Origin of the sequence: uncultured Brevundimonas sp. (assembly GCF_937863155.1) — a bacterium.
Classification (GTDB): domain Bacteria; phylum Pseudomonadota; class Alphaproteobacteria; order Caulobacterales; family Caulobacteraceae; genus Brevundimonas.
Window position 1 is genome coordinate 48039 of record NZ_CALMFB010000054.1, and the last position, 25525, is coordinate 73563.

At 68.8% G+C, this 25525-nt stretch carries 26 protein-coding genes; 2 read left to right on the top strand and 24 right to left on the bottom strand.

Features of this window, described 5'->3' with window-relative positions:
• Positions 1-84 precede the first annotated feature (84 nt).
• From Q0581_RS08430 to Q0581_RS08455, 6 genes are read right to left on the bottom strand one after another with little or no spacing between them, the layout of a single operon-like run.
• Positions 85-396 (bottom strand): chorismate mutase, encoded by a 312-nt coding sequence (locus Q0581_RS08430; protein ID WP_298699366.1) that lies wholly within the window; start codon positions 394-396, stop codon positions 85-87.
• On the bottom strand, positions 393-1298 hold the full coding sequence (locus Q0581_RS08435) for a U32 family peptidase (protein ID WP_298699368.1): 906 nt from the start codon (positions 1296-1298) through the stop codon (positions 393-395). The genes Q0581_RS08430 and Q0581_RS08435 overlap by 4 nt, the downstream gene beginning before the upstream one ends.
• The gene (locus Q0581_RS08440) at positions 1295-2287 is read right to left on the bottom strand and encodes a peptidase U32 family protein (protein WP_298699370.1); all 993 of its coding nucleotides are present in this window, start codon (positions 2285-2287) and stop codon (positions 1295-1297) included. The genes Q0581_RS08435 and Q0581_RS08440 overlap by 4 nt, the downstream gene beginning before the upstream one ends.
• A gap of 4 nt (positions 2288-2291) precedes the next feature.
• Complete coding sequence (locus tag Q0581_RS08445) at positions 2292-2825, bottom strand: SCP2 sterol-binding domain-containing protein (protein WP_298699371.1); 534 nt, start codon at positions 2823-2825, stop codon at positions 2292-2294.
• Positions 2822-4591 carry a pyridoxal-dependent decarboxylase gene (locus Q0581_RS08450; RefSeq protein WP_298699372.1) on the bottom strand — a complete coding sequence of 590 codons (1770 nt, stop codon included), beginning with the start codon at positions 4589-4591 and terminating at the stop codon, positions 2822-2824. Before Q0581_RS08450 ends, Q0581_RS08445 begins: the two co-directional genes overlap by 4 nt.
• A 32-nt stretch (positions 4592-4623) precedes the next feature.
• On the bottom strand, positions 4624-5067 hold the full coding sequence (locus tag Q0581_RS08455) for a YbaN family protein (RefSeq protein WP_298699374.1): 444 nt from the start codon (positions 5065-5067) through the stop codon (positions 4624-4626).
• A gap of 173 nt (positions 5068-5240) precedes the next feature.
• Between Q0581_RS08455 and Q0581_RS08460 the strand changes: the two genes are divergently transcribed.
• Positions 5241-6713 (top strand): sensor histidine kinase, encoded by a 1473-nt coding sequence (locus Q0581_RS08460; protein ID WP_298699376.1) that lies wholly within the window; start codon positions 5241-5243, stop codon positions 6711-6713.
• Positions 6703-7317 (top strand): response regulator FixJ, encoded by a 615-nt coding sequence (gene fixJ / locus Q0581_RS08465; RefSeq protein ID WP_298699378.1) that lies wholly within the window; start codon positions 6703-6705, stop codon positions 7315-7317. Before Q0581_RS08460 ends, fixJ begins: the two co-directional genes overlap by 11 nt.
• Here fixJ and Q0581_RS08470 read toward each other — a convergent pair.
• From Q0581_RS08470 to Q0581_RS08555, 18 genes are all read right to left on the bottom strand, one after another.
• Positions 7312-7701: a response regulator gene (locus tag Q0581_RS08470; protein ID WP_298699379.1), complete on the bottom strand. Its 390-nt coding sequence runs from the start codon at positions 7699-7701 to the stop codon at positions 7312-7314. The two genes, fixJ and Q0581_RS08470, sit on opposite strands and share 6 nt — an antisense overlap.
• Positions 7698-8393, bottom strand: a complete 696-nt coding sequence (locus tag Q0581_RS08475) for a helix-turn-helix domain-containing protein (RefSeq protein ID WP_298699380.1) — start codon at positions 8391-8393, stop codon at positions 7698-7700. Before Q0581_RS08475 ends, Q0581_RS08470 begins: the two co-directional genes overlap by 4 nt.
• A 102-nt stretch (positions 8394-8495) precedes the next feature.
• Positions 8496-8960, bottom strand: a complete 465-nt coding sequence (locus Q0581_RS08480) for a pseudoazurin (protein ID WP_298699382.1) — start codon at positions 8958-8960, stop codon at positions 8496-8498.
• An 81-nt stretch (positions 8961-9041) separates the two neighbouring features.
• The gene (locus Q0581_RS08485; RefSeq protein WP_298699384.1) at positions 9042-9671 is read right to left on the bottom strand and encodes an ATP-binding cassette domain-containing protein; all 630 of its coding nucleotides are present in this window, start codon (positions 9669-9671) and stop codon (positions 9042-9044) included.
• Positions 9661-10356: a molybdate ABC transporter permease subunit gene (gene modB / locus Q0581_RS08490; RefSeq protein WP_298699385.1), complete on the bottom strand. Its 696-nt coding sequence runs from the start codon at positions 10354-10356 to the stop codon at positions 9661-9663. The genes Q0581_RS08485 and modB overlap by 11 nt, the downstream gene beginning before the upstream one ends.
• Entirely contained in the window at positions 10356-11150 is a 795-nt protein-coding gene (gene modA, locus Q0581_RS08495; protein WP_298699386.1) for a molybdate ABC transporter substrate-binding protein, read from the bottom strand. Before modA ends, modB begins: the two co-directional genes overlap by 1 nt.
• Positions 11140-11667: a molybdopterin-binding oxidoreductase gene (locus tag Q0581_RS08500; protein ID WP_298699387.1), complete on the bottom strand. Its 528-nt coding sequence runs from the start codon at positions 11665-11667 to the stop codon at positions 11140-11142. Before Q0581_RS08500 ends, modA begins: the two co-directional genes overlap by 11 nt.
• Before the next feature lie 11 nt (positions 11668-11678).
• Positions 11679-12473 (bottom strand): TOBE domain-containing protein, encoded by a 795-nt coding sequence (locus Q0581_RS08505; protein WP_298699389.1) that lies wholly within the window; start codon positions 12471-12473, stop codon positions 11679-11681.
• Between the two features lie 16 nt (positions 12474-12489).
• Positions 12490-14550 (bottom strand): TonB-dependent receptor, encoded by a 2061-nt coding sequence (locus Q0581_RS08510; protein ID WP_298699391.1) that lies wholly within the window; start codon positions 14548-14550, stop codon positions 12490-12492.
• Between the two features lie 59 nt (positions 14551-14609).
• Positions 14610-15206 carry a molybdenum cofactor guanylyltransferase gene (locus tag Q0581_RS08515; RefSeq protein WP_298699393.1) on the bottom strand — a complete coding sequence of 199 codons (597 nt, stop codon included), beginning with the start codon at positions 15204-15206 and terminating at the stop codon, positions 14610-14612.
• The gene (locus Q0581_RS08520) at positions 15203-15823 is read right to left on the bottom strand and encodes a carbonic anhydrase (RefSeq protein ID WP_298699395.1); all 621 of its coding nucleotides are present in this window, start codon (positions 15821-15823) and stop codon (positions 15203-15205) included. Before Q0581_RS08520 ends, Q0581_RS08515 begins: the two co-directional genes overlap by 4 nt.
• A complete protein-coding gene (locus tag Q0581_RS08525; RefSeq protein WP_298699396.1) occupies positions 15820-16401 on the bottom strand; it encodes a hemerythrin domain-containing protein in 582 nt (193 codons plus the stop codon). Before Q0581_RS08525 ends, Q0581_RS08520 begins: the two co-directional genes overlap by 4 nt.
• 43 nt (positions 16402-16444) lie before the next feature.
• Positions 16445-17680 carry a hypothetical protein gene (locus Q0581_RS08530; protein WP_298699398.1) on the bottom strand — a complete coding sequence of 412 codons (1236 nt, stop codon included), beginning with the start codon at positions 17678-17680 and terminating at the stop codon, positions 16445-16447.
• Between the two features lie 2 nt (positions 17681-17682).
• Positions 17683-18804, bottom strand: coding sequence for a peptidylprolyl isomerase (locus tag Q0581_RS08535; protein ID WP_298699401.1), 1122 nt, complete (start codon positions 18802-18804; stop codon positions 17683-17685).
• A complete protein-coding gene (gene narI / locus Q0581_RS08540; RefSeq protein WP_298699402.1) occupies positions 18804-19541 on the bottom strand; it encodes a respiratory nitrate reductase subunit gamma in 738 nt (245 codons plus the stop codon). The genes Q0581_RS08535 and narI overlap by 1 nt, the downstream gene beginning before the upstream one ends.
• Positions 19542-19552: 11 nt before the next feature.
• Positions 19553-20257, bottom strand: a complete 705-nt coding sequence (gene narJ / locus Q0581_RS08545; protein ID WP_298699403.1) for a nitrate reductase molybdenum cofactor assembly chaperone — start codon at positions 20255-20257, stop codon at positions 19553-19555.
• A 13-nt stretch (positions 20258-20270) separates the two neighbouring features.
• Complete coding sequence (gene narH, locus Q0581_RS08550; protein ID WP_298699405.1) at positions 20271-21794, bottom strand: nitrate reductase subunit beta; 1524 nt, start codon at positions 21792-21794, stop codon at positions 20271-20273.
• On the bottom strand, positions 21791-25522 hold the full coding sequence (locus tag Q0581_RS08555; RefSeq protein WP_298699407.1) for a nitrate reductase subunit alpha: 3732 nt from the start codon (positions 25520-25522) through the stop codon (positions 21791-21793). Before Q0581_RS08555 ends, narH begins: the two co-directional genes overlap by 4 nt.
• Positions 25523-25525: the final 3 nt, after the last annotated feature.

Sequence of the window (25525 nt, forward strand, 5' to 3'; positions counted from 1 at the left end):
AAGACTGTAGCGGCGGGTCTCCGGGGCTCGCTCAAGCACGATTTAGCGAAACGTCGCCGTCTGTTGGCAGACCGACAGCGCCCATCACTGATGCGGGCAGCGCGACGAAATCTTCGTTCGGCTTAGCCAGGTGATCTGATGAAAGGTGCAACAGGCGATCAATCCCTGCCAGATCGGCCCTGCGATGGCGGGCGAAAGACCGGCCGCCGCCGCCGTCGCGTGAACTTTCTCAAACACCTGGGCGACGCGAACCGGGTCGTGAACGGCGTCCGGCAGGCCCTTTATGGCCGCCGCCTGCTCCACCAGCCTCTGCCGTTCCGCCAGCAGCCGGACAAGCCGGCGATCCACGGCGTCGATCTGAACACGCACGTCGGCCAGGGTGACAGGCGGCGTCATGACGGCACAGGTTCGACGCCGGCCTGGCCGCGCAGATAGCCGCCGATGAAAGGGGCCGGCGGCTTTGCCTGCGCCACGGCTTCATGCAGGCCTGCGGCGTCCATCCGGCCGTCCAGAAAGCCGCGAAACGCCTCCGCGACCTGAGCCATGTCCATATGATGCGGCGACAGGCGAAGGGCCGTGACGCCCGCTGTACGCAGATCGTCGGGCGGAAGATCGGCAAGCTGAACTCCATGCGACAGGGTCTGGACGCCGTTCACCGCCAGGAAGGCGCGGCCGTCCAGGGTCCGCAGGTCCATGCCGTCCGGGTCCTGGTCGCAGACGAAACGGCAGGCGTCCTTGTGCAGGCCGTGGCTGCGGGCATGGTAGCAGCGCCCCGACAGGGCCAGGGGCAGGCGGCCGAAGGCGAACAGCTCGATCTCCAGCCCAGGACAGGCGGCGGCGATGGCGCCGACAGCCGCCAGCGACAGCTCGACATTGGCGCACAGACGCACGCAGCCGCGCGCGATCAGTTCCTGGGCCGCCCCTTCGTTGTAGATGTTCAGCAGGGGGCCGGCCACGAACGGGCCGACGCGGTCCTTCAGGGCCGAGACGTCGTTGATCTCGATCAGGGCGTCCGTTTCGGCGGACAGGACCTTGATCGCTTTGCGGTCACGCAGCGTCGCCGGCAGGGCCAGGCCCGACCAGACCACCGTCTTGCCCGCCTCGGTCAGTCGTTCTGCGGCTTCGGCCAGCGCATGATCGACCAGGGGCGCGCGCTTTCCGCACACCACCTCGCCCAGATAGACGCGGTCCACCGCCGCGCAATCGGCCATGCGGGCGTAGAAATCGCGGATGCGATCGGCGGGCCAGTGAAACAGCAAAGGGCCCAGGGCGATCTCGATACGGGTCGGATCGGTCATCGCCACCTCTTGCGATAGGCGCCGGTGGTCTCGCGCCCGCCCTCGGCCAGGTCGGTCAGCAGATGCTCGTAGGCGTCGGGCGATTCCCCCCGGTCGATGGCGTCGATGGCGGCGCGGAAGGCGGCGGCGACGCGGGCGACATAGGCCTTGCCGCGCTGGCGCCCCTCGATCTTGACCGCCGTCACGCCGGCGCGTTTCAGCCCGCCCAGCAGGCTCATGGCGTTCAGGCTGACCGGATCCTCGAACAGATAGGACAGGACGCCCCGCGCCTCGAACCGGCCCTTGCACAAGGTGGGGTAGCCCGCCGGGTCGCCGGGGGCGTAGCGATCCATGGCGAAGCCCGCCAGGCGCGACACCAGGGCGTCTTCCTCTTCGCTGTAGGACACGGCTTCGGGCGGCGAGCAGACGCCGCACAGGTTGGGCGAACGGCCCGCCGCATAGGAGGACAGGGCGCACCGTCCCTCGGCCATGACGCACAGGCCGCCGAAGACGAAGGCCTCGGTCTCGACCTCGATCTCGCGCATCAGGGCGGCGATCTCCTCCACGCTCAGCACACGCGGCAGGACCACACGTTTCACACCATAGGCCTGGGCGTAGAAGGCGATGGCTTCGGGCGATCCGGCCGCGGCCTGAACCGACAGATGCAGACGAAGATGCGGCCACGCCTCGCGCGCATAGGCCAGGACGCCCAGATCGGCCACGATCACCGCATCGGCGCCCGAAGCGGCGGCGGCGTCCAGCGACCGTCGCCAGCGATCGCTGCCGCCCGCCTGGGCGAAGGTGTTCACGGCCAACAACACCCTGGCCCCGTGACGGTGCGCCCAGGCCACGCTGTCCGACAGCTCCTGGGGTGAGAAATTCAGGCCGGGGAAATTGCGCGCATTGGTGTCGTCGCGCAGGCCGCAATAGACGCTGTCGGCGCCCGCCTCGATCGCCGCGCGCAGCATGGCGGGCGACCCGGCCGGACAGACCAGTTCGATCGAACCCACGCCCTTACCCCTCTCTTGCGCGCAGCCGCGCCAATCCCGCCGACAGCAGGGCGCCGGTCCAGCGCCGCAGCGGATCCGGCAGGGGTAACAGGTCGGCGGTCGTCAGTTCGGCCGCCTCCAGCGTATTGTGCAGGGCGACCACAGCCTGGGTGTCGCCGGTGATGCGAATGCGCCGGGCGAAGAAGGCGGCGTCGGCGTCACAGGCGCCGTCGAACAAACCGATCAGAGTGGCCAGAGGCCCCGTGATCCGCGCGGCGGAGGGCCGCGCCGCATCATGACGCTCGACCTCCACCCGGCCCGCGCCGTGACCCGGACGCAGCCGAAAGGCGACGGGAAAGTCGGACGGGGCGACCACCAGATCGACGTCATTGGCCACGCCCAGTCGCTCGAACACCTCGGGCCGGCGCCGGCCCAGCGCACGCAGGGCGGCGGTCAGCATCCGTTCCGGTGGGTGGCGCAGGGTCATCAGCACCGTGACAGCCAGGCGTTCGCCGCGACCGCGCCCGTCAGACTTTGATCGACGCCGCCAGCCGCTCACGCCGCCGCCTCCAGGCCGGGGGCGATCTGACGCGCAATCAGATCGGCGAACTCCTGGAACAGGGTGTCGCGCGCGGCGGGGGCCGCCCAATAGGGGGTCATGAAGACGCATCGGATCAGCACCAGGCCCGAGGCGTCGACTGTCCCGTTCCATCCCGCGACGTGCCGGGCGATGGCCGCCTTGCTGGTCGCGCCCAGGGTGGTCCGGGACACCGAAAAGGTCGGCGACCTGTGAATGTCGTCGAACAGGGCCAGGGTCTGCTGATTGACGACCGACAGAGGCTGTCCCTCGGCCGCGATGCAGAAACAGGCGATGTTGCTGTCGACCGGGGCCAGGAAACGGGCCTGGGGAACCCGCGATCCGATGGCGGCCTGGAAGGCGCGGCGCACGGCGATCGTCTCGGCCAGGACCGCGCCCAGGCCCTCGGCGCAGAAGCCCAGGGTGCGCCCGGTCAGCCAGGTCGCCGCCGCCCCCGCCGCCGACCGCGATCCCTCCAGCGTCGAGGACCATTTGCCGTCGCCCAGCTCGGGGCGGTCCAGATAGGGCGCATCGAAGGTCGACACGGCATAGGCGACCGCATCGCGGGTCAGAAAGGCCCCGCAGGCATAGGGGGTATAGCCCAGCTTGTGCGGGTCGATGGTCAGGGACTCGGCCCGGCCCATGGCCGCCAGGGCCGTGCGGGTGCGGTCGTCGAAGGCCGCGCCGTCCAGGTCGATGGCCCGAAGGAAGCCGCCATAGGCCGCGTCCACGTGGCTCCAGACATGCAGGCCGTGTTCGCGCCGCAGGTCGTCCAGACGCGCCTGCCACCGGTCCATGGGGTCGATCTGGCCCGTCTCGGTCGTCCCGGCCACGGCGACCGTCATCAGGATCGGCCGGGCCTCGTCGCGGGCGCGCTGGATCAGCCGGTCCAGATCGTCCAGGTCCATGCGGCCTTGGTCGTCCAGGGCGACGCTCCACAGCGAATCCTCGCCCAGCCCGAAGATGTTGACCGCCTTGCGCCACGAATAATGCGCCGCGCCGGGCGCCAGCAGCACCGGCCCGCGCCACGGCTGGGGCGTCAGACGGTCGATCCGTCGCCAGATGTCCATGGGGTTGCCCGCCGCCGCGCGTTCCGGGCGCAGGATGTCCTCGCTCAGGTCGTGCGCGGCCCACAGGCGGCGGAACGCGCCCCATCCCATGTGGGCGTCGGCGAACACGTCCAGCGGGCGGCCCTTCGTCTCGGCCAGGTGAAGCGCCAGTCCCAGCCACAGGTCCATGCGGTGCCGCGCGCGCCAGACGGCCTCCAGATTGGCGACCGTGCCGCCCGAGGTGAAATGCCCCTGGGCCGCGTCGGGATCGTAGCCCAGCATGCGCGCCAGCATGGCGATGGCCTCGGTCTCGATCACCGTGCCGACGCGGCTGGCCTCGCGCGAGGTGTTGTTGGGATTGTGCAGCATGGCCGCCAGCCAGCCCATCAGGGCCGGGGTCGAGATGTCGGCCTTCATGTGGCTGATGTACCGGGGGGTGCAGGTGGGCGTCTCGCTGGTCATCGCCCGGCACAGGGCGTCCAGTTCCACCGCCAGCTTGTCGCGCTGGGCGCCGGCGGCCGGGGAAACCGTCGTGGTGATGGCCGCGTCCTGGGGGAACAGGCTGCGCCGCCAGTTGAACCAGGCGTCCAGGACATGCCCCAGCGACGTCCGCATCCAGGCTTCGTTCTCGCCGTGCGGGCCTGGAAAATAGGCGCCGGCCAGATCCAGCGGCGAAGGGGCGGCGGGCGATGCGGTCATGGGCGGTGCGTTCTCTGGCGTCGGTTGGGGGATCACTGGGGCCGGGTGACGATCCAGGCGCCGACGCCGGTCAGGATCGGCGCAACACCGGCCAGGACCAGGACGGGCAGGCCCAGCCCCGCCATCGTCAGCCAGCTGCACGCCAGGCTGGCGACCGCGATCTGTTTGGCGCGGCGCGGAATGGCGCGACGGGCGCGCCAGTCGGCGATCAGCGGCCCCAGCCAGCGGTGGCCGCGCAGCCAGGCCTCCAGGCGGGGCGAAGACCGGGCGAAGGCCCAGACGGCGACCAGGGCGAACGGCGTCGCCGGCAACAGCGGCAGCATCACCCCCAGGATCGCCAGGGCGGCGGCGATCCAGCCCAGCAGCAACAGCATCACCCGGCCGCTGTGCGCCTGGCGCGCGCCGGGCCGACAATGACACTCGCTAAAGCCGCACAGGTCGTAGGGCGCGTCGCGTTCAACGGAGTCGTGGCTCATCACCGCCAAAGGATCAGGCCGCGCGCGCCGGAACGCTTTGCGACGCATCAATTGCGACTGCGTGAAAGGGTCGCAGGACGGCTGGCGAAAGGCCGCGCCGTCTCGTACGATTCCCGACGGAGGCCGTTTTGCAGATCACCGCTCTAACAGGCGTCCGGCATGAGTGGATACGCATGCTGGATCGAAGGCGGCCCTATGCGGCTCTGGCCGTGGCGGGCGTCGGCGCGCTTCTGGGCCTGCTCGTGCGGCTGGCGATGTCGGGCTATCTGGCCGACCGGGTCGCCTTTCTGTTCTTCATTCCGGGGATGCTGGCGGCGGCGGCGCTGGGCGGCGTCTTTCCGGGATTCGCCGCCACGATCCTGGGCGCCGCCGGGGCCGCCTTCATCACCTGGCGGATGGGATCGCATGGGGCGGGCGACGCGGCGGCGGTGCTGGTCTTCGTCATGCTGGGCATGGGCATCAGCGCGGCCGGCGAGGTGTTCCAGAGACTGCGCGACCAGGGGCTGGCGGCCCGGCGCGATCTGCACGCGAGAGAGGCGCACCTGCGTTCGATCCTGGACACGGTGCCGGACGCCATGGTCGTGATCGACGAGCGCGGCCTGATGCAGTCCTTCAGCCCCGCCGCCGAACGGATGTTCGGCTGGACCGCGGCGGAAATGATCGGCCGCAACGTCAAGGTGCTGATGCCAGACCCGTACCGCACGGCGCACGACGGTTTCCTGACGCGTTATCTGACCACGGGCGAGCGCCGCATCATCGGCATCGGGCGCGTGGTGGTGGGCGAACGCAAGGACGGCTCGACCTTCCCGCTGGAGCTGGCGGTCGGCGAAATGGTGTCCGAGGGCCAGCGCTTCTTCACCGGCTTCATCCGCGACCTGACCGAACGGCAGAAGACCGAGACGCGGCTGCAGGAACTGCAGACCGAGCTGATCCATATCTCGCGCCTGACGGCCATGGGGGAAATGGCCTCGGCCCTGGCGCACGAACTGAACCAGCCCCTGTCGGCCACGGCCAACTATCTGAAGGGGTCCGTCAGGTTGCTGGACCAGGCCGACCTGCCCCGCGACCGGCTGGAGGACGCCCTGACCAAGGCCGGCGAACAGGTGCTGCGCGCCGGCGACATCATCCGGCGGCTGCGCGATTTCGTCTCGCGCGGCGAAACCGAACGGCGTCAGGAGAGCCTGGGCAAGCTGATCGAGGAAGCCGCCGCCCTGGCTCTTGTCGGGGCCAAGGATCATGGCGTGCACGTGCGGTTCGCGCTGGACCCCTCGGTGGATCGGGCGCTGGTCGATCGCGTGCAGATCCAGCAGGTGATGCTGAACCTGATCCGCAACGCCATCGAGGCCATGGACGAGGTGCAGGGGCCACGGTCCCTGTCGATCCATCTGGAACCCGGACCGCCCGGAATGGCGCAGGTCATGGTAGCCGATACCGGCCCCGGCGTCAGCGAGGCCGTGACCGCCCAGCTGTTCCAGCCCTTCATCACCAGCAAGCCGACCGGCATGGGCGTCGGGCTGTCGATCAGCCGCACCATAATCGAGGCCCACGGTGGGCGAATCTGGGTCGAGACGCCTAGTGAAGGCGGGGCGCGTTTCTGCTTCACCCTGCCGATGAGCCGAGAGGAGGATTTGGGCGATGACCGATAGGCCGGTGATCCATGTCGTCGACGACGATCCGGCCATGCGCGACTCGCTGGCCTTCCTGCTGGAAGCCGCCGGACTGCAACCCCGGCTTTATGAATCCGGTCTGGCGCTGTTGGGGTCCGTGGCCGAAGGCGAGCTTGAGGACGGGTGCATCCTGACCGACGTCCGCATGCCGGGCATGGACGGGCTGGATCTGGTGCGACGCCTGATCCAGCGCGGCGTCCCCCAGCCGATCATCGTCATGACGGGCCATGCCGACGTGCCCCTGGCGGTCGAGGCGATGCGGGCGGGGGTGGCGGATTTCATCGAGAAGCCGTTCGACGACGTGACGCTGATGGCCGCCATCGAGCGAGCCATGAACGGTGTCGGCGCGCCGCCTCCCACCCGCGTCGATCAGGACGTGCGCGCGCGCCTGGACGCCCTGTCGTCGCGCGAACGTCAGGTGCTGGACGGACTGGTGGCCGGTCAGGCGAACAAGGCCATCGCCTTCGACCTGGGCATCAGCGCACGCACGGTCGAAGTCTATCGCGCCAATGTCATGACCAAGATGCAGGCCCGCAGCCTGCCCGAGCTGATCCGCATGGCCTTGCTGGGCCGCCGGTCATAGGCGCGGCTGCAGCGCCCGCCGCACCGCCGTCAGCAGGGCGTCGCTGAGCAGGGGCTTTTCGACGATCGGCGTCCCGCAGGCCGCCGCCCGCGCGCGCAGGGCCGGACCGGGATTGCTGGTCACCAATATGGCCGGAAGACGCACCGCCGCCGCGCGAAGACGGCCCAGCAGGCTGAGCCCGTCCATGCCGGGCAGGTGATGGTCCAGCACCAGACAGCCGTGTTCGGGAAGCGCCCCCGCCGCCAGCAGCGTCTCGGCGTCGCCATAGGCGCGGACATCCAGACCCTCCAGCCCGAACGAAAACGCCAGCGCGTGCGCCAGGGCTTCGTCGTCATCCACCAGGATGACGATGGGACGCACGGGCACGGGCGCGGGCGCGCTCATTCCCGCAGCGCTTCGAGACGGTCGCGACGCAGCAGGCGCACATGCCGGCTGGACCGCGCCGCGATCAGCCCCTCGGCCTGCAACTGCGACAGGGTGCGCGAGACGGTGTGAATGGTCAGGCCCAGATGGTCGGCGATGTCCTGGCGGCTCATGGGCAGGTCGATCACATCGGCCGCCTCGACCCGGTCGGCATAGTCCAGCAGGAAGGTGGCGACCCGCTCGGTCGCGCCCTGGCGCGCCAGGATCATGGCGTGGTCCTCGCTGCGCTGGAAGGCGCGCAGCGACATCCGCCACAGCGCGCGCGTCAGCCCGCCATCGATCGCCGCCAGGGCCGACAGCCGGGCGCGACGCAGCACCGAGGCCGTCACCGGCCCCAGCGCCTGGGCATGGGTGCGATAGTCGACGCTGGCCTCCAGCCCCAGGAAATCACCCGGCAGATAGAAGCCCGTCACCTGCCGGCGCCCATCGGCGTACAGCCGATAGGTGATCACCGCGCCCTCGCTGATGCGATAGACGAAGGACGCCGGCTCGCCGGGGCTGAAGATATCCTCGCCGGCGGCGAAATGCGCGTGGGCGGCCGAACGATCCATGAAGGCCGCCGCCAGCTCGCACGGCTTGTGCGCAGCATTGATGCTGGGCGCGGCGGGTGGCGCATAGGTCGGACGGTAAGCGACGGATTGAACGCCAGCCATGGGTTTTCTCCAGCGGCGGAAACGATGCCGCTGACCCTAGGGCTGCGCGCCCGGCAGACCATTCGGGAATGGCGCCTAAGGGATTTCCCGGAGGCGGCCGGCCTAGCCCAACTGATCCAGCAGGGCGTTGAACCGCCGACGCGCCAGGACCGGCGTCCGGGCGACCGCGGCGCGCATGGCCGCCAGATTGGGCCACGACCGTCCCACCGCGATCACCGCCACCATGCCCATGCCGTAGTGGGGCGCGCATTTGATCCCATAGACGCCCGGCCGGTCGACCCTCAGCTCGAACACGGCGTTGATGGCGCCGCGCCCGCCGGTGGCGCCGTCGGGCAGCATGGTCGCCAGGGTCTCGGCGTTGTGGCTGGGATCGGTCGGTACGAAACGGATCACGTCGCCCGGCTGGGCGCGGATCAGGGCCGGCTCGAACACCATGGCGCCGGCCGCCCCGCGGCTCAGCATCCTGACCTCGCGCACGGCGGCGCGCGCGGCGGATGCCACGCCCAGGGCGGGCGCAAGCATAAGGCCGCCCAGCGAAAGCAGGGCGTGACGACGATGCCAGGACATGGTGATTTCTCCGGGAAGGAACAGCGCCAGACAGTCTGGCCGTCCGTGCGTCCCATGGCTTTGAGACGCCGCAAGACCGGCTCAGCCGCTCGGAATTATTTCGACGACCGACCGCGCCAGGCGGTCCACCTCGTTGCGATCATGGCTGACGTAGAGAATGGGCAAGCCCAACTGGTCGCGCAGCCTTTCGATCAGCGCCAGCACGCCTTCGCGGCGGGCCGGATCGACCCCCGACAGAGGCTCGTCCATCAGCAGGGCGCGAGGGTGGCGCAACAGGGCGCGCCCGATGGCCACGCGACGCGCCTCGCCGCCCGACAGGCCCTGGGGCCGCCGCGCCAGAAGAGGGCCGACACCCAGGATGTCGACGATCTCGTCGAACGCCACGGGGCCGGCGACGTCGCCGAGCCGGCGGCCGTACAGCAGGTTGTCGCGCACGGTCAGGTGCGGGAACAGGCGGCCGTCCTGAAACACATAGCCCAGGCGGCGGTGTTCGGGCGCCAGGTCGATCCCGGCGTCGGCGTCGAACAGAACCTGGCCGGCCACGACGATGCGTCCCCGGTCGGGTTTCAGCAGGCCGGCGATCATGTTCAGCACACTGGACTTGCCCACGCCGGACGGTCCGTAAAGCGCGGTCAGACCGGCCGAGGCCGAGAAGCGGACCTCAACACGGACGTCGCCCAGCCGGCGCTGCACATCGACGTCAAACGACATCGCGCGCCTCCTGACGGTGAGAACGCCGCGTCAGATATTCGGACACGGCCAGGGCCACCAGCGACAATCCGACCGAGAACAGCGCCAGCCGCATGGCCGCGCCGTCGCCGCCCGGCGTCTGCAAGGCCGTGTAGATGGCCAGGGACAGGGTCCGCGTCTCGCCGGGGATGTTCGACACGAAGGCGATGGTGGCCCCGAACTCGCCGATGGATCGGGCGAAGCCCAGCACCACGCCCGCCAACACGCCCGGCAGGGCCAGCGGCAGGCTGATGGTCCAGAAGGTTCGCGTCCGCGAGGCGCCCAGGGTGCGCGCCGCATTCTCCAACCGCCGATCCACCGCCTCGATCGACAGGCGCATGGCCCGCACCATCAGCGGCAGGGCCATGACCCCGGCGGCCACAGCGGCGCCGGTCCAACGGAACATCAGGCTGACGCCGAACAGGTCAGCCAGCAGCCGGCCGATCGGTCCCGCGGGGCCGAAGGCGCTCAACAGCAGCCAGCCGATCACCACCGGCGGCGCCACCAGCGGCAGATGGATCACGCCGTCCAGCAGGAACCGCCCCGGAAACCGCCAGCGCGCCAGCGCCCAGGCCAGGGCGAAGGCGATGGGCAGGCCCAGGCCCGTCGCCACCAGGCTGACCTTCAGCGACAGACCGATCACGGCCCATTCGGCGGGCGTCAGCATCAGGGCGCCGCCGCGGGACTGAAGCCGTGGCGCGCCAGAACGTCCTGGGCCGGCACGGATAAAAGGAACTGGCGCAGCGGCTCGGCCTGGTCCTGTTTCGACGCCGCGACCACGGCGATCGGATAGACGATGGGCGGATGGCTGTTCTCGGGAAAGACGCCGACCACGCGCACGCCCGACGACGCCCGCGCATCGGTCGCATAGACGACGCCCAGGGGCGCGGCCCCACGCTCGACCAACGCCAGGGCCGCCCGCACGTTCTCGGCCGGAGCGACGCGGTTCGCGACCGCCGTCCAGGCGCCCAGCGCCGTCAGGGCCGCCTTGCCGTAGCGTCCGGCGGGCACCGCCTCCGGGTCGGCCATGGCCAGCCGACCGTCGTCCAGCAGGGCCGCCACATCCATGCCGGGCCTGATGTCCAGTTGCGCCGTCGAAGCCGCCGGGGCGATCAGGACCAGCCGATTGCCCACCAGGGCCGCGCGGCTGTCCGGGCGGATCAGCTGCTTCCGCGCCAGCGCATCCATCCAGGCCTCGTCGGCCGAGATGAACAGATCGGTCGGAGCGCCCGCCTCGACCTGGCGCGCCAGGGCCGAAGACCCGGCATAGGAGACGACCGGCGCGGGATGCCCCTGGGCCGCCCACAGGGCCAGCGCCTCGTCCAGCGGGCCTTGCAGGCTGGCGGCGGCCAGGATGACCGGCGGCGTCTCGGGCGCCGGACGCGAACAACCGGCCAGCGCCGCCAGACCCAGCGCCAGGCCCGCGAGACCGGCGATCAGGCGGCGACGATCAGTGGGCATGGCCGCCCTTGCGCTGAACCGTCGCGTCGGCCAGGTCGATCAGCTCGATCCGCACCACCTGACGGGTGGAGCGCGCCGGGCGGATATCGTCTTCGATGATGACGCGGAACGGCCCGGTCCCGTCGTTCAGCGGCGCGCCGTCGGCGGCGTCGGCCAGGATGATGCGATTGGGCCGGATGCCGGGATCGGCCTCGCCCAGGCCGATGACCACCTGATAGCCGTCCTCGGCGACGATCCGCACCACCTTGGCCAGCTCCAGCCCGTGCATGGCGTCGGTGGCGGGCGCGCCAACGCGGTTCAGCACCTCGAACAGCAACGGGCCTTCGTAGGTGTGGGTTTCCCCATGGATCTCCATGGTGATCTGTTCGCGCGCCAAGGTCGAAAGATCGGCGGCGGTGACGACCTGTTCGCGGCCATCCACACCCTTCAGGGTCACGGACTGGGCGAAGGCGGGCGCGGCGATCAGCAGCGCGGCGGCGGTCAGGCAGGTGGAGGCGAGGCGGGCCAGGGGGCGCATGGGGCGTGTTCCTATTCGACGGCCAGGATGACGTGGGGCGCCTTGACCAGGGCGGTGACGGCGTCGCCGACGGCCAGCTCCAGGGTGTTGGCGCTTTCGATGGTGATGGTGGCGGTCAGGGTCTTGCCGCCGCCGATGTCGACGGCGATCTCGCTGTTGACGGCGCCGTCCTCGCGCCCGGCGACGGTTCCGGCGATCTGGTTGCGGGCCGAGGTGCGCAGGTTTTCGCCCTTGGCCAGGACGACGAAGCTGGACTTGATCAGGGCGATGGCCGGGCGGCCGACGTCCAGTTGCAAATCCTCGATGCTGCGCCGGGTCAGGATGGCGACGATCTCGACCCCGTCGGCGAGGCTCAGAACCACCTCGCTGTTGACGGCGCCGGGGACGACGCGGGTGACGACGCCGCGCAGGGCGTTGCGTGCGCTGGTTCTCATGCCCAGGCTCCAGAAAAGGTCGCGGGAGAATTCCCCCGCGAGCGTGGCGTCCATCTTGGACAGGGCGGCGTCCAGTTCGGACTGGATACGGCGAAAGGCGACGATGGCGGCGCGGCCGCGCGGGGTGACCTGGGCCGCCCCCCCGCCCTTGCCGCCGGGCGCCGCCTCGACCAGGGGGGTGTCGAACAGATTGTTCAACGCCTGGATGACGTCCCAGGCCCCCTTGTAGCTGAGGCCCTGGGTCTTGGCCGCCGCGCTGATGGAGCCCAGCTCGCCGACCGCCTCGATCAGGGCGATGCGGTCCAGCCGCAGCCGCCCGCCGTCGCCCCGCGTGACCGTCAGAAGGGCGCCCAGGTCCGCCTCGTCGCTCATCCGCCTGTCCCCATGCCTAGAACCGCATCCGCAGGTCGAGCCGGAAGTTTCGGCCTTCCTCCGGGAAGCCATCGGTCAGGACATAGGTCTCGTCCAGCAGATTCCGAACGCCGCCGATCAGGTCGATGCGCGGCGTCAGGGCGAACTGTCCCGACAGATGCGCCAGGATGACCGAGTCCGCCTTGTAATAGCCGACGGGCGCGACCGACCGGTAAGTCCAGCGGTCCGAGGTCGCCTCGAGACTGGGGGTGACGGTCAGGCGCGGCGTGACGTCCCAGTCGGCCCAGGCGAACAGTTTGTGCTCAGGCGCGCCGGTCGCGCGATAGGCCGGATCGCCAGGCACGTCGAAATCACGCCTCAGCCAGGTATAGTTGGCGCCCAGCCGCAGGGTCGGCGACGCCTGGCCCGTGATCGCGGCCTCGAAACCATAGTTGGCGCCCGAACCGGCGTTGCGCGTCTGGTTGGTCACGCCGAAGGGCGGGCCCAGATCCACCGGAATCTGGATCAAGGCGTCCTGAATGTCGGCATAGAAGATCGCGCCTTCGACCTGGAGACCCGAGGCGATCCGGCGTCGGCCGCCGATCTCGAAATTCAGCGCCCGTTCGGCGGTGATGTCGGGGTTGGGAATGGCCGTTCCGAAGCGCGAGCTGAAACGCTCGAACAGGGTCGGGAACCGCGTGCGGGACGAGACGCTGGCATAGACTTGGCTATCGACGTCCGGCCGCCAGACCAGCATGGCCTGAGCGTTCAGGGCGCTGTCGTCGGTCAGGGGGTGATAGACGAATTTGTTGTCGTTGAAGTCCTCGGCCCGCTGCAGGTCGCGGTAGTCCCAGGACACGCCCACGATCAGATCGACCGCCTCGCCGAACGCATGGGTGTTCTCGACGGCGATGGACCATGTGTCTTCGGTCGTGGTGTGTGGCGGCTCGATGAACGGCGTCGGGGCGAAGCTCTGCTGCCACTCCACATGCTCGTCGCGGCGATAGAAGACGGCGGCGCGCAGGGTGTCGTTCGGGCTGATCCGCAGGCCCAGTTCGATGTTCCCGCCATAGGCCTCGTCCTCATAGTAGGAGTTGAAGGCCCGGCGCTGGGTCTGGCTGGTCTGGGCGGCGTTGTCGAACGAGGACAGCAGGTTCTCGAAGGTGTTGCGATACAGCCGCGTCTTCAGCCAGGCGTCCTGGCCCAGTTGCGTCCGCGACAGGAAGGCCAGGCTGTCGATGTTCCAGTAGGGCCAGCTCCAGTAGCGGGTGCTGGCCGTGTCGGTGACGTGATAGGGCGCGTTCTTGGACCCTTCCTGGCGGGTATAGGTCAGAGAGTATTCGTCGGTCGCGTTTGGGGTGAAGCCGGCCTTCAGATTGATGCGCCAGTCCTCGGTCGCCGACAGCTCGCGTTCGTCGCCGTCTTCCAGCGTCGTCGGTTTGAAGTCGTCGGGCAGGGACCAGTGGTCGCGGTCGCTCAGCGCCCCGCTGATCTGGGCGTAGAAACGGTCCGTGGCGCCGCCGATGCGGCCCGAGACCGTGTGGCTGTTGATCCCGCCATCGGCGTCGAAACCGGCGCCGACCCGCAGTTCGCCCTCGAACGGCCGACTGGGCCGCCGGGTCACCAGATTGATGGCCCCGCCCATGCCGCCGGGACCATCCAGCACCGAGACATAGCCCTTGGACACCTGCACCTGCGACAGGTCGGCGGTCAGGAAGCGAGCGAAGTCGATGCGATTGTCCGCCGGCAGGAACACCCGCACCCCGTCGATCGACAGGGTGGTCTGGAACCGGTCGAAGCCGCGGATGAACACCAGACGCTCGTTGCGCGAGCCGCCCGACGACCCAGCCGCCGCGCCGGGGATCAGGTCCAGCGCCTGATCGACGCTGGCCTTGTCGAAGCGGCGCATGTCGTCGCTACGGATCACGGCGCCGCCGACGATCTGACCGTCGCGGTCGCGCGCCGTCACCACCAGTTCGCCCAGATCATAGGCGTCGTCGGGACGGTCGGCCGGCGCCGATTGCGCCAGGGCAACGCCTGCCGACGCCAGGGCTGCGAAACCGGCGGCGCCGGCCAGAAGGAGAGCACGGAAGGTCATCATCCACCTCGTTATGTAGTAGAACTACATAACGAGAACCCGGTCCATGTGGCGAGGCGTCATCCTGTCGCAGTCGGGGCCATCAGGCGTTCCGCCAGATCCAGATCCGCGGACGAATTGATGTTGGCGAACGGGTCGCGATGCGTAACCGGCCAGTCGACCACCACCGGACCGGCGCGTTCGACCAGGGCCGTCAGGGACAGGCGCCCCTGCCCCACCACCTCGTCCAGCAATGGCCGCACCGAGGTGCGCCACACGGCGCAGACGGGATGCAGCCGTCCCGCGCTGGCGGCGACCGCGACGCCGTCGTCCGGTCCCAGATTGGCCGCCAGCCGCCCGGCCAGGTCGTCGGGCAGGAAGGGCATGTCGCACGGCACGACCAGCACGCGGTCGCCGCCCTGCTGGACCGCCCAGTCCAGAGCCGCGGCCAGCCCGGCCAGCGGCCCTTCTATTTCAGGGGTGTCGATCAGCAGCCGCAAGCCGTCGATCCCGGCCTGTTCGGGCGACCGAACGCCCACGGCGATACAGGCCGACCAACCCCGTGCCCTGATCAGCGCATGGTCCAGAAGGGTCCGCCCGCCCAGGCGGCGCCGGGGCTTGTCGCCGCCGATGCGCCGCCCCTGCCCGCCGGCCAGAATGACCACCGGCAAAGTCATGGAGTCTTTCGGGCGCGGCGGCCCGGCGGGCCGGACACGCTGACTTCCAGATCGCGCACCAGGCCGTCCTGGATCGAATAGATCCAGCCGTGGACGGTCAGCGACTGCCCCCGGCTCCAGGCGTCGCGGATGAAGGGATTGGCGGCCAGAAGCTCGACCTGGCGCACCACATTGCATTCGCACAGGCGGTTCACCCGCGCATCGGCGTCGATGATGCGGTTCAGTTCGCCGCGCCTTTCGTCGGCCAGGCGCCGCACCGGCTGCAGCCAGTGGTCGATCAGCCCGTGCCGGTCCTCCGACAGGGCGGTGCGGACCCCGCCGCAACCATAGTGGCCGCAGACGATCACATGGCGGACGCGCAGAACCTCGGCCGCATACTGCAGCACCGACAGGAAGTTGATGTCCTGGGACGGGGTCAGATTGGCGACGTTGCGGTGCACGAACAGTTCGCCCGGATCCAGGCCGACGATCTCATTGGCCGGGACGCGGCTGTCGGAACAGCCGACCCACAGGTATTCGGGGTCCTGCTGGACCGCCAGGCGGCGAAAGAACTCCGGGTCGATGCGCGCCTTGGCCGCCGCCCAGTGCAGGTTCGCGTCCAGCAGCGGGCCGATCATGACGCGGCCGGCACCGCGGGCGACGGCCCATTGGCGGCCAGAGGCGGCAGGACGACCCCGCGCCGCGCCGCCAGTCTGAGCGCCAGATTGCGCAGGTCTTCGGGCCGCAGCCTCAGCCGCGCGATCGGCAGGATGACGGCGTTCTCAAGCGCGATATGGCGCCGTTCGCCGCTGGCGAAGGCGGTCATCAGGCGCCGGTTGTCCGGCTGCCCGCCGGGCGGCACGCCCGTCTGCTGGGCGGTCTCCAGCAGGGCGCGCAATTGGGCGGCGTTGACCATATCGGCCTTGTGGTCGGCCGACAGCACGCCCAGGATCTTGTCCAGCTCGTCCTCGGGCAGGGCGCGACGGCGCAGCAGGGGGAACAGGTCCTCCTCTTCGTCGATGACATGCAGCGGCAGCTCGAACCGCAGAAAGTCCAGGATCTCGGCGATCTCGTCGCGCAACGGCACGGTGGCGGTCGCGACCCGTTCGATCAGGGCGCACAGCTGGCGGTGGCGATAGTGTTCGGCGAACAGCCACTCCAGCGGCTCGTGCATCAGCGTCACGGGCATGGGTTCGATATGCCGTTCGCGGGTCATACGCCGGGTCCTTTCAGCCGCTGCGAATGAGCCGGGCGTCTCATCAGAAGCTGTGCTCCAGCGAGACCCAGACCTTGGTGCGGTCGGCGAAGGCCGGTCGGGCGCCGTCGAAACGGGCGACCTTGGCCTCGACCGCCCAGCGCGCATCGACAACCAGCCGGGCCGAGGCGTCGAACTCGCGGCCATAGCGGATGTCGCCGTCGGCGTCATGGAACTCGCGCGCCGACAGGCTCAGAACCGCCGACCGGCCCACGGGCGGTTGACGCACCGTCCAGGCCGCGGTGGCCGAGCGATCACGCAGACCCGCCGCCGGCGTGGTCAGGAAGACATCGGCCCAGCCCTGGAAGACATGCAGGGTGGCCAGAGGCGTCTGGAACGCCTGCCCCTTGTCCGTACCCAGACGTTCATGGGCCAGGGTGGCGGTGAAGGGGCCATGCGACACGCCGCCGGAGATCAGGGTGTAGTCCACATCGAACCGCACCGGATTGCGGCCATGGTCCGACTGGCGCGCCTGTTCCAGGGTCCAGTGCGCCGTGAGGGCGGGTGAAACGGGCCGCGATCCGGCCAGGCGCACGCCAACCGTCGCCGACGACTGGGCCGGCGCATTGTCGAAATCCAGCCAGTAGCCATAGCCCGTCAGCTTGCCGATCGGCGTGGGGACCGACAGGTTCAGCAGATGGCTGTCCGATCGCCATTCGCCCACCGGACTGTCGTCGCCGAACACGCGATGCACGCGGTCGATATAGGCATAGGTCGCCTCTACCGGCTTGAAGGCGCGGGTGCGCACGGTGACGGCGTCAAAAGTCTGTTCGTTCTGGCGGAAGCCGACGTTGCCGACGAACCGGGCGTTGTCCAGCACCAGACGCTGGCGGCCCAGGATCACTTCGGTGTCCGGCAGGCCGGTCCAGGATAGCTGCAGCCGGTTCAGTTCGACCGTCTCGGGATCGGCCACCACCGGATAGCGGGCCGGGCCGTGGATGGTGTCGTTATAGTCGTCGACCAGGGCGCCGATCGCCTCGCCCTCGATCAGGAACTGCAGGTTCGCGCGCCGTTCGCTGCGCCAGCCCAGCCGCGCCCGGACGGTCAGGGCGGAGGCGCGGTCCAGGCCGTCCTGATCGACGCTCTCGTACCGCACGCGGCTGTCGAAGATGACCTTGGCGCTGTCGGCGGCGGTCTGGGCGGTCTGGGCGGTCTGGGTGGTCTGGGCGGCGGCGCCTGTCGCGACGGCCGTGGTCACAAGGAAGGTCGCCAGGGCGGCGGGCGAAGTGATGCGACGCATCGTCAACGTCTCCGTATCAGGGTGAAGGTCTTGGCCGGCGGGGCCAGGGTCTGGCGCAGGATCGACTGGGCGCAGGCCAGCGCCGGGTCGTCGGCGCCCTGGGCGACCGAGATCAGGCGGGTCCAGACCTCGTCGTCGGCCTGGGCCAGGAAGGCGGCCAGGGTCTCGCGCACGAAGGCGGCCATGGGCTGTGATCGACGCTCGGCCTCGGACCGCGCCAGCTCGGCCAGTTCCGGGTCCGCCGACGCCAGCCAGCGTTCGGACCGCAGGGCCAGAGCTTCGCCGTCGCCCATCAGATCGCCGAACGACAGGGCGCCGGGCGCGACCTGTCCGGCCTCGTCCAGCGTCAGGGCCACGCCGGTCTCGCGCGCATCGTCGGCCAGGGCGGCGACATAGCGGGCGGCCGCGCCGGCCCAGGCGCGATGGCGAAGACGCTCGGCGATATCGGCCTGGACGTGCTCGAACGGCAGGCGTCGGCCGGGCTGGCGCCGGTCCAGCCGCAGGACGTGCCAGCCGAAACGCGAACGCACCGGCCGGTCGCCGATCTGGCCGGGCGCAAGGTCGGTCAGGGCGCGTTCGACCTCGGGCGTCAGGTCGCCAGGGAACAGCTGGCCCAGGGCGCCGCCGACGTCGCGTGACGAACACTGAGACAGTTCTCGCGCCAGGTCGGCGAACAGGCCCGGCTGCGCGGACAGGCGTTCGATCAGAACGTTCGCCTGGGCCTCGGTTTCGCTCCAGTCGGCGTCGTCTTCTCCGGGCGGCTGCAACAGGATGTGCGACGCCTCGATCATGGTCGGGGTCATGAAGCGGTCGGGCGCGGCGTCATAGACGCGCCGCCGTTCGTCTTGCGTCGGTTCGTCCACCTGGACTTCCTGGTCCAGCAGAACGCGGATCAGGGCCTCGTCACGGGTTTCCTCACGGCCGTCGTCATCGACCTGAGGGTTGGCGTCCAGGTCCAGGCCCCGCGCCCGGTTCAGCAGCAGGGCGCGGATGGCCAGGGCGCGGGCCGCCTCGATGCGGGCCTCGGCCAGGCTGGCGGCGGGATGGTGGCTGATCTCCTGGGCGATCAGCTTTTCGGGCACCGCGACGCCGTCGATGACCACGGATGGACCGGCGGCGGTCATCAGGGACGCCCCCGCAGGTGCGGCGGGGCCTTGGACTTGCGGTCCAGCGGCAGGATGCGCTTGCTGCGCACCAGCTGCCAGCCGCGCCGGTTCAGATACCAGACCGGCGCCGACAGCATGTGCACCAGCCGGGTGAAGGGGAAGACCAGGAAGATGGTCAGGCCCAGCACGATGTGCGCCTTGAAGATCCAGTGCACGTCCGCAATGTGGTTGGCCACGCCGGGCTGGAAGGTGAAAACCCCCTGGGCCCAGCTCATGAATTTCACCATCTCGTGGCCGTCCATATGCTCCATGGACACGAAGATGCTGGACAGGCCCAGGCACAGCTGGAGCATCAGCACGATCAGGATCGCCGTGTCGCCAAAGCTGGAGTTGCGCCGGATGCGCGCGTCGAACAGGCGACGGTGCAGCAGCAGCAGGCCGCCGATCAGGCACAGGGTTCCGGCGAAACCGCCCGCCACCATGGCGATCAACTGTTTGACGCTGTGCGGAACGCCCAGGGTGTCCCACACGATCACCGGCGTCAGCAGGCCGACGAAATGGCCGCCGAAGATCATCAGCACGCCGACGTGGAACAGGATCGATCCCATCACCAGCTGCTTGCGCCGCAGAAGCTGGGACGAGCCGGTGCGCCAGGAATAGGGTTCGCGGTCGAAACGCACGATCGAGCCGATCGCCAGCACCGCCAGGGCGATGTAGGGATAGACGCCGAAAAGGATCTGGTTGAGGTCAAGCATCTCTCGTCTCCTCAGGCGCGCCGTTTCAGGGTTTCAGCGGCCGGGTCAGGCCCGGCCCTCATGGCCGCGACCAGGGCCTCGGCCTTGGGACAGCCGGCGTCGCCAGGGCCGAAGGTGACGGCCGTCTCCTCCCAGGCCTTGTCGATGGCTTCCAGGTCGTCGGGATTGTCGTCCGGCTCGCTGAGCAGGGCGGCCACCGCCTCGCGGTCGGCGCCGCCGGCCAGGGCGCACAGGGCGCCGAAGACCCCGCGATAGGGGCTGTCGCGCTTCTTCAGCCGCTCGCCCATGGCGTCCAGCACATGCGCCGCCTCGCCCAACAGGGACGCCGCCTCGGCGTCCGGGCGGGTGGACAGATAGTCCAGGAACACCGGCAGGAAGTCCGGCAGTTCGTTGGCGTCCAGCTCCAGCCCGTTCTGCTGATACAGCTCGACCAGATCGGCCATGGCCTGACCCCGGTCGCGGCTTTCGCCGTGCACATGTTCGTACAGGTTCAGCGACAGCGAGCGGGTGCGGTCGAACAGCTGAACGTAGTTTTCCTGAAGCGCATAAATGTCTTCGCGCGCCAGTTCGTCCGCCAGCTTCGACAGGGCGCGCACCAGCGGATCGGACACCAGGCCCTCGGCGCGGATGGCGGCCAGATAGTCATGGGCGCCGGTCTTCAGCCCCTCGGTCGGATAGGTCAGGAACAGGGCCAGGGCCCGATAGGTGACGGCCATTATTCGACCTCCCTCATTTCACTTCCATGGGGGTGCGGGGCCGCGAACGGTCCTTGCGGCCGAACAGGCCGACCTCGGTCGTGCCTCCCGAACAGCCGTTGCCGAAGGTGAAGCCGCACGAGCCGCGCAGGTCATAGGCGTCCTCGACCGTCTCGCGGTGGGTCGTCGGGATGACGAACCGGTCCTCGAAATCGGCGATGGCCATGATCTTGTACATGTCGTCGATCTGGGCGGCGGTCAGGCCCACGCGCTCGGCCAGCGGATGGTCGATGCGTCCGTCGATGGTCTTGGTCCGCATGTAGCCGCGCATGGCCAGCATCCGCTCCAGGGCGGTGACGACCGGGGCCTCGACCCCCGCCGTCAGCAGGTTGGCCAGATATTTTACCGGGATGCGCAGCGAGCGGACGTCGGGCATGTCGCCGTCGGTCCCGATGGCGCCGACCGAGGCCGCCGACTGGATCGGCGACAGCGGCGGCACATACCAGACCATCGGCAGGGTGCGGTATTCGGGATGCAGCGGGAAGGCGACCTTCCAGTCCATCGCCATCTTCCACACCGGGCTGCGTTTCGCCGCCTCCAGCCAGGCCTCCGGCACGCCATCGGCGCGGGCCTGGGCGATCACCGCCGGGTCGTTGGGGTCCAGGAAGACGTCGAGCTGGGCCTGATACAGGTCTTCCTCGGCCACGCTGGCCGCCGCCTCGATGCGGTCGGCGTCATACAGCATGACCCCCAGGTAGCGGATGCGACCGACGCAGGTTTCCGAACACACGGTCGGCAACCCGGATTCGATGCGCGGATAGCAGAAGGTGCATTTCTCCGACTTCCCGGATTCCCAGTTGTAGTAGATCTTCTTGTAGGGGCAGGCCGAGACGCACATGCGCCAGCCGCGGCATTTCTCCTGGTCGATCAGGACGACGCCGTCTTCTTCGCGTTTGTAGATGGCGCCCGACGGACAGGCGGCGACGCAGGTCGGGTTCAGGCAGTGTTCGCACAGCCTGGGCAGGTACATCATGAAGGTGTTTTCGAAGGCTCCGTAGATCTCCTTCTCGACGCCCTCGAAATTATAGTCCTGCGACCGCTTGGCGAATTCGCCGCCCAGGATCTCCTCCCAGTTCGGCCCCCATTCGATCTTCTCCATCCGCTGGCCGCTGACCTTCGAGCGGGGGCGGGCGGTGGGGAAATGCTTCATCTCCGGCGCTTCCTGGAGATGGGCGTAGTCGAAGTCGAACGGCTCGTAATAGTCGTCGATCTCGGGCAGGTCGGGGTTGGCGAAGATCTTGGCCAGGATGCGCCACTTCGGCCCCATCTTTGGCTGGATGCGGCCGTTGGCCTTGCGCTCCCATCCGCCGTTCCAGCGTTTCTGGTTTTCCCAGTCCTTGGGATAGCCGACGCCGGGCTTGGTCTCGACGTTGTTGAACCAGGCGTATTCGACGCCTTCGCGGTTGGTCCACACGTTCTTGCAGGTGACGGAGCAGGTGTGACACCCGATGCATTTATCGAGGTTCAGCACCATGCCGATCTGGGCGCGGACCTTCATCGGGCGGTCTCCTTGGCGTTGAGGGGTTCGTCCAGCCAGTCGACCTTGTTCATCTTGCGCACGACCACGAATTCATCGCGGTTCGAGCCGACCGTGCCGTAGTAGTTGAAGCCGTAGGCCAGCTGGACGTAGCCGCCGATCATGTGCGTCGGCTTGGGCACGATGCGGGTGACCGAGTTGTGGATGCCGCCGCGCCGGCCGGTGATCTGCGACCCCGGCGTGTTCACGATCTTCTCCTGGGCGTGGTACATGAAGGTCGTCCCCTCACGCATCCGCTGCGACACCACCGCCCGCGCCGAGATGGCGCCGTTGGCGTTGAACAGCTCGACCCAGTCGTTGTCGATGATGCCGGCCTTCTGGGCGTCCGTCTCCGAGATCCAGATGACCGGCCCGCCACGGTTCAGCGTCAGCATCATCAGATTGTCGGAATAGGTGGAGTGGATGCCCCACTTCTGGTGCGGGGTGATGAAGTTCAGGACGATCTCGGTCTCGCCATTGGGCTTCATGCCCTTGACCCAGGTGGTCTTGAGATCCAGCGGCGGGCGATAGACGCACAGCGCCTCGCCGAAGGCGCGCATCCACAGGTGGTCCTGATACAGCTGCTGGCGGCCCGTCAGGGTGCGCCACGGGATCAGCTCGTGCACGTTGGTATAGTTGGCCGTGTAGCAGACATGCTCGGACTCCAGCCCCGACCAGATCGGCGACGAGATGATCTTGCGCGGCTGGGCCACGATGTCGCGGAAGCGGATCTTCTCCTCTTCCTTGGGCAGGGCCAGGTGGGTGTGATCGCGCCCCGTGACCCGCGACAGCGACGCCCACGACTTGACCGCCACCTCGCCGTTGGTTTCCGGCGCCATCATCAGCACCGCCTCGCAGGCGTCGATGGCGCTCTCCATCTTGGGCAGGCCCTTGGACACGCCTTCGTCCAGCACTTCGCCGTTCAGGGCGCGCAGCAGGTCGATCTCGTGCTCGGTGTTCCAGGCCAGGCCCTTGCCGCCGTTGCCGATCTTGGTCATCAGCGGGCCGATAGAGGTGAACTGCTTGTAGAGGTTGGGATAATCCCGCTCGACCACCGTGATCTGGGGCATGGTGCGGTTGGGGATGGGATCGCATTCCCCGTGCCACCAGTCCTTCACGTCGAACGGCTGGGCCAGTTCGCCGGGGCTGTCGTGCTGGATCGGGGTCAGCACCACGTCCTTCTCGACGCCCAGAACCTCGGGACAGATGTCCGAGAAGGTCTTGGCCAGGCCGCGGAAGATGTCCCAGTCGGACCGCGACTCCCACGCCGGGTCCACGGCCGCCGTCAGCGGGTGGATGAAGGGGTGCATGTCCGAGGTGTTGAGGTCGTTCTTCTCGTACCAGGTGGCGGTCGGCAGAACGATGTCCGAATAGACGGCGGTGGTGGACATGCGGAAGTCCAGCGTCACCAGGAGGTCCAGCTTCCCTTCGGGGGCGTCGTCATGCCACGCCACCTCATTGGGCTTGGCCTTGCCGGCTTCGCCCAGATCCTGACCCTGCACCCCGTGGGCGGCGCCCAGAAGGTGCTTCAGGAAATACTCGTGGCCCTTGCCCGAGGACCCCAGCAGGTTCGAGCGCCAGACGAACATGTTGCGCGGCCAGTTGGCCGGATCGTCCGGGTCCATGCAGGACATTTCCAGCGACCGGTCCTTCAGCCGCTGGACGGCGTAATCCTTGGGATCGACGCCCGCTTCGACGGCCTGACGCGCCACCTCCAGCGGATTGGTCTTCAGCGCCGGGGCCGAGGGCAGCCAGCCCAGGCGTTCCGCCTTGGCGTTGAAGTCGATCAGCGAGCCGGACCAGTCTCCGTCCGGCGCCGTGGGCGACAGGATTTCGTCCGCCGAGACGGTCTCGTACCGCCACTGGTCGGTGTGGGCGTAGAAGAAGGAGGTCGAGTTCTGCTGACGCGGCGGACGCAGCCAGTCCAGCGCAAAGGCCACCGGCGCCCAGCCCGACTGGGGCCGCAGCTTCTCCTGACCGACATAGTGGGCCCAGCCCCCGCCCGACTGACCCACGCAGCCGCACATCACCAGCATGTTGATGACGGCGCGATAGTTCATGTCCATGTGGAACCAGTGGTTCATCGCCGCGCCGATGATGACCATGGACTTGCCGTTGGTCTTTTCGGCGTTGGTCGCGAACCCGCGCGCCGTGGCGATGATCTGGTCGCGCGGCACCGAGGTGATGGCCTCGGCCCAGGCGGGCGAATAGGGCTGGGCGTCGTCGTAGTCGGTCGGCATGGCCTCGCCGCCGAAGCCTTGATCGACGCCGTAGTTGGCCAGGAACAGATCATAGACGCTGGCCACCAGGGCCTCGCCCTCGACCAGTTTCATCCGCTTGACCGGCACATTGCGCACCAGGACGTCGGGGTGGTCGGTTGAGGCGAAGCCGTTGGAGGCGGTGTTGGCGAAATAGGGGAAACGGACGCCCGCCACCTCGTCATGCACGCCCTTCAGGCCCAGGCGCAGTTTCGTCTCGCGTCCGTCGGCGGCTTTCTCCTCCAGGTTCCAGCGGCCCTGCTCGCCCCAGCGGAAGCCGACCGAGCCGTTCGGCACGACCACCTCGCCTGTGGTCTCGTCGAGGGCGACGGTCTTCCATTCGGGATTGTTGGCCTGGTCCAGTGAGCCGTCGAAGTCCGACGCGCGCAGCAGGCGTTCGGGAACCAGTCCGCCGTCCTGCGGCACCAGCCGCACCAGCATGGGCAGGTCCGAATACTGGCGCACATAGTCGCGGAAGTAGGGCACTTCCCGGTCGACGTGGAATTCCTTCAGGATCACGTGGCCGAACGCCATGCCCAGGGCCGCGTCCGTGCCCTGTTTCACCGCCAGCCACAGGTCGCCGAATTTCGAGGCTTCGGAATAGTCGGGGCAGATGACCACCGACTTGGCCCCGCGATAGCGCGCCTCGGTATAGAAGTGGGCGTCCGGCGTGCGGGTCTGGGGCACGTTCGAGCCCCAGAGCAGCATGAAGCCCGAGTTGTACCAGTCGGCCGATTCCGGCACGTCGGTCTGCTCGCCCCAGGTCTGGGGCGAGGCGGGCGGCAGGTCGCAATACCAGTCGTAGAATGAGCCGCAGACCCCGCCCAGCAGCTGCAGGTAACGGGCGCCGGCCGCATAGGACAGCATCGACATGGCCGGGATGGGCGAGAAGCCGAACACCCGGTCCGGGCCCCAGCGCTGGATCGTGTGGGCGTTGGCGGCCGCGATCAGCTCGTTCACCTCGTCCCAGGTGGCGCGCACGAAGCCGCCCGAGCCGCGCATCTGCACATAGTCGGCGCGCGCGGCCGGATCGTCCTGGATCGAGGCCCAGGCCGCGACCGGCGTCAGGGTCGCCCGCGCCGCGCGCCAGCGCTTCAGCAGACGGCCGCGGATGAGCGGGTATTTCACCCGGTTGGCGGAATACAGATACCAGCTGTAGCTGGCGCCGCGCGCGCAACCGCGCGGCTCATGGTTCGGCAGTTCGGGCCGGGTGCGCGGATAGTCGGTCTGCTGCGTCTCCCAGGTGACGATGCCGCCCTTGACGTAGATCTTCCACGAGCACGAGCCGGTGCAGTTCACCCCGTGGGTCGAGCGCACGATCTTGTCGTGGCGCCAGCGGTTTCGATAGGACTCTTCCCAGCTGCGGTCGTCGTCGTTCATGACGCCGTGGCGGTCGGAGAAGAGTTCGGTCTTGCGCTTGAAGAAGGCCAGACGGTCCAGGGTGTTGCTCATGGG